Origin of the sequence: Acetobacter cerevisiae, from assembly GCF_001580535.1 — a bacterium.
Taxonomy (GTDB): domain Bacteria; phylum Pseudomonadota; class Alphaproteobacteria; order Acetobacterales; family Acetobacteraceae; genus Acetobacter; species Acetobacter cerevisiae.
In genome coordinates this window covers 1-4,055 of record NZ_LHZA01000067.1, presented here as the reverse complement: position 1 = coordinate 4,055, position 4,055 = coordinate 1, and the positions used below count along the sequence as shown (strand labels likewise).

Below are 4,055 nucleotides of genomic sequence, written 5' to 3'. Positions count from 1 at the left end.
TCCGCCGATGTTGCTTTTTCAGCGGTCTGGAAAGTGATTCAGGCACCGTGTGGTGACTGCGAATTTGGGCGTTGCCTGTATGCTGGGAAGACCCTTTTTTCTGGGGTGCAGGTTCAGAAAACAGGAGTTTTCTGCCGATCTGGCTTTTTCAGCGGTTTGAAAAGTGATTCATCCGGACAGGATTAACTGCGGAAAACGCTGAATACGGTAGTCTGGGAAGCCCCTTTTTTCAGCAGGCTGATTCGCTGGAAGCGGCAGTTTTCTGCCAATATGGGGGTGATGGCAGATGAGAAGACAGTTTGACTATGGCTATTTTCTGCGGAAAATAGCGAATGTCAGCGCGTCAGAAGCCGTATTTTCCGGTATTCGTATTTGCCTCGGTGTTTTCGAATATTGTTGTTTTTAATTGGTTTTTTAAAGTGCAGATGATGTTCGTTTATGAGACATTTTTCGATCACATCAGAACAGAAGCTCAGGCTGTGACGAGCCTGATGGACTATGCGTATCTGAACCACCCCCTCAGAAAAGGCGGAAGAGATGGCCAGAAAGGAAAGTATTGGACCTGTCTATAAAACAATTACCTTACCCTCAAGAACTCCTTTTTTACGTCTTAATCTTAAATTACAGGCCACCCTTCTTGCAACGGAACGACTGCGACGTCTGGAGCTCTTCAAAAAACAAAAATTAAGCGCTGAAAAATGTTATTCCAATCATGAAGCGCAATACAAATGCAGTTACGATTACATCAATCTTCACCTCATGCACGAGGCCTATTCTCAAAGACATTATAGGTCTGCTCTCAGAAGTTCAGGACAGTGTTTTCTCGACTTCATCGACGCCTTTGACTTCGAAACGTCCAAAGATCTTGCACAGCAGCTCGATCAGGAGTGGCCCACATGCCTGCTCCCAAATCAGGTCGCACAGGAGAAATTAGACGCTATTTTTCGATATCGGAATGAAAGACACTTCTGGGCTTCCCAGATGAGAACAGTTCGCCTTGAAAGAAAACTGAGCCATCCGGATCCTGCTTACCCATTCCGCGACTATGTCACCATGCGAGCAAGCCTCATTGAAGACGGACGGGCCATCATTGGGCTTGCCATGCAGATTGCGCTACGACAAAGCCTGCACCACACGGATATTCCCCTCTCGTGGGAACGCCTTGCTCATGTTTTTGGTTATGCCGCAGGAGAAATCTCCCGAGGGCGCGATCCAGCGGATTACCTGATCGACGCGAGCGCTCCCCTCTTATGGAAACGCGGGTTTACGGTCCCACGCAAACCATCTGAAAAGCAGGTCAGTTATAGCACCGGCCGCACCCAGTTCATGGCACTCAAGGAATATTTTCTCCCGGTTGCGCCTATTCTGGGCGCCATGAGTGTCATCTCCAGCCATCCGTACATCCCCCAAAACCCCCTCGACAGTCGATGGCCGTCATATCAATCGGGACCAGACGGCCTTTTGAGAGGATACCGCGCTGGCGTCAGTTTTATGGACGACCCCGACGATGAGCTCTTAACAAAAGCCACGATCATCTACGCTCTGCGCTTTCAGCAGCTTTTAACGCGCAAAGCGACGCACGAACGCTCTAAACCACTGCTTCTCCCACAGCAGATCGTTACACTCGAGAGCGACTTGTATCCTGCCGAGATCGAAGACATGCATCGTATCGTTTCCCGAGCGGACGGGCAGGTGTTCCTTCAGGAACCATTGCTTGGGAAAGACTACAAAGCACAAGGTCTTTACGCACAGGAACTCCTGCATCAGGTGGACACAAAAAACTGCGCGTCAATGCGTCAAAAACAGTCTTTGGAAGAGCCGCTTCAAACGTCCTATCCAGCCATGATCCTTCCTCCTCTGCCGCGCGCAATTGTTGACGCTCTGCGGAGCTACAAAGATGTGAATCAGAAGCCGCAATAAGCGATCCGTCAGAATCCGCAAAAATGCGGATTCCATTTCATTTATCAGGCCTGCGCAGAGTGCCCTCTGACAACGAGGGGGTATTATGCAAAGTCACAGCAGAGATTTTTCTTACATCATCGCACTCAAAGAGTGCGCGATTTATGCCAGCTTCAGTGCAACGATCTGCACAAACGACTCTTGCAGAAGTGCTTCTGGTGATTCACCATGAGCCCGAAGCATCCCGCTGCCAGCCCTGCCGCTCCAGACAGAAACAGTCCTTCACGTTCAGAGAGCCACCTGCGAACAGTTGTGCGCCTTCTTGCGCGCAGTGCCGCGCGAGAGTGGTTTGAAGCAGATCAGTTGCGTCAGCAAAGCACCCAGCAGAACGTTACAGCATCAGGAGACAGACCGCCATGAGAGTTGTCCTTTACGCCCGCTACTCTTCTGACACTCAGCGTGATGCGTCCATTGAGGATCAACTCCGGATTTGCCGCACGTACGCAGAACAACAGGGATGGACGATCGTCGACAGCTATTCCGACCGGGCAATTTCGGGGGCGTCCTTGATCCGTCCGGGTATCCAGGACCTCATCACCGATGCCACCGCCGGTCGCTTCGAGATCCTCCTGACCGAAGCCATGGACCGTCTATCCCGCGATCAGGAAGATATTGCCGGCCTGTTCAAGCGCATGACCTTCGCGGGAGTAAAGATCGTCACGCTCTCGGAAGGCGGCGAGATCACCCCTCTTCACATCGGCCTCACTGGCACGATGAATGCACTCTACCTCAAGGAACTGGCCAACAAAACCAGACGCGGCCTGCGCGGTCGTGTCGAACAGGGGAAGTCCGGCGGTGGCCTGTGCTACGGGTACGACGTTATCCGGCAACGCGATACCCGTGGCGAGGCGATCTGTGGCGAACGCGCGATCAATGTCGAACAGGCCAATATCGTCCGACGGATCTTTCGGGACTATGCTGACGGCAAATCCCCTAAAGCCATTGCCCTGTCTCTGAATGCCGAAGGCCATCATGGCCCCCTGTCCGGGGCTTGGAGTCCGTCAACGATCAATGGCAATCGGGAACGCGGCACGGGTATTCTCAATAACGAACTCTATATTGGGCGCCTCGTGTGGAACCGCCTGCGCTATATCAAGAACCCCAACACCGGCAAACGCGTCTCGCGCCTCAACCCTGAATCCGAATGGACTCTTCACGACGTTCCTGATCTGCGGATTATCGAGCAGGATCTCTGGGATGCGGTCAAAGCCCGTCAAAGCAGGACGACCTGGTCCCAGAAATCCCGTGGAACAGGCGTTCACCCTCTCAACGCCCTGCAACGTCCGACCCATCTCCTGACAGGTCTGATCAAATGCGGCTGCTGTGGTGGCGGTTTCTCGATGATCTCCAAAAGCCATCTTGGCTGCTCAACCGCCCGCAACAAGGGCACCTGCGAGAACCGCCTGACAATCCGGCGGGACGTTCTGGAAAAATCCGTTCTCAACGGTTTGCAGACCCAGATGATGGATCCCGCCCTCTTCAAGGAATTTTGTGAGGAGTTCACACGAGAGGTCAACCGGCTGCGGATGGAAAAAGGAGCCGATCTGGCTACCCTGAAATCCGAACTTCCCAAAATCGAGCGCGAACTCGACAAGGCCGTTCAGGCGATCCTGGATGGCTTTGCCAGTTCTGTTCTCAAGACACGCATGGAGCAACTTGAAGCGCGCAAGGCCGAGATCGAAGTGCGGCTGGCCGAAGCCCCTTCCCCGCCGCCTCTGCTGCATCCGAACATGGCGGAACTGTATCGCCAGAAGATCGGCGTCCTCCACGACAGCCTGCAGAACGAAGCCACCGGGACGCAGACTAAAGAAGCCATTCGCTCTCTGATCACGCGGATCAGGCTTATTCCTGAGAAGGACGAGCTTGGGATTTTTCTCGAAGGTGATTTAGCAGCGATGCTGGGTTTTGCGACAAACAAGAAGAACGCCATGCATCACCCTGATGCTGGCGTTCTCAATAAGTTCTTGGTGCAGGATTCAATGGTTGCGGGGGCAGGATTTGAACCTGCGGCCTTCAGGTTATGAGCCTGACGAGCTACCGGGCTGCTCCACCCCGCGGTGGTGTTGATTGGGGTAGACTGGAAGACCTGGCGGCGA

General features: G+C 53.3%; 3 protein-coding genes and 1 tRNA gene. 3 read left to right on the top strand and 1 reads right to left on the bottom strand.

Annotated features, from left to right (window positions below):
* The 3 genes from AD928_RS15025 to AD928_RS14265 form a co-directional block, all read left to right on the top strand.
* Positions 1-186, top strand: a 186-nt coding sequence (locus tag AD928_RS15025; protein ID WP_209436625.1) for a hypothetical protein, incomplete at its 5' end; no start/stop codon positions are given.
* A gap of 351 nt (positions 187-537) precedes the next feature.
* Positions 538-1,920, top strand: coding sequence for a hypothetical protein (locus AD928_RS00700; RefSeq protein ID WP_156470021.1), 1,383 nt, complete (start codon positions 538-540; stop codon positions 1,918-1,920).
* A gap of 395 nt (positions 1,921-2,315) precedes the next feature.
* Entirely contained in the window at positions 2,316-3,983 is a 1,668-nt protein-coding gene (locus tag AD928_RS14265; RefSeq protein WP_156470022.1) for a recombinase family protein, read from the top strand.
* On the opposite strand, the gene AD928_RS00680 is transcribed toward AD928_RS14265, so the two are convergent.
* Positions 3,940-4,016 (bottom strand) — tRNA-Met (locus AD928_RS00680). The genes AD928_RS14265 and AD928_RS00680 overlap by 44 nt on opposite strands.
* Positions 4,017-4,055: the final 39 nt, after the last annotated feature.

Coding starts and splice junctions, on each gene's coding strand:
- AD928_RS00700 (WP_156470021.1), top strand. CDS start 538: ATGGCCAGAAAGGAAAGTATTGGACCTGTCTATAAAACAATTACCTTA.
- AD928_RS14265 (WP_156470022.1), top strand. CDS start 2,316: ATGAGAGTTGTCCTTTACGCCCGCTACTCTTCTGACACTCAGCGTGAT.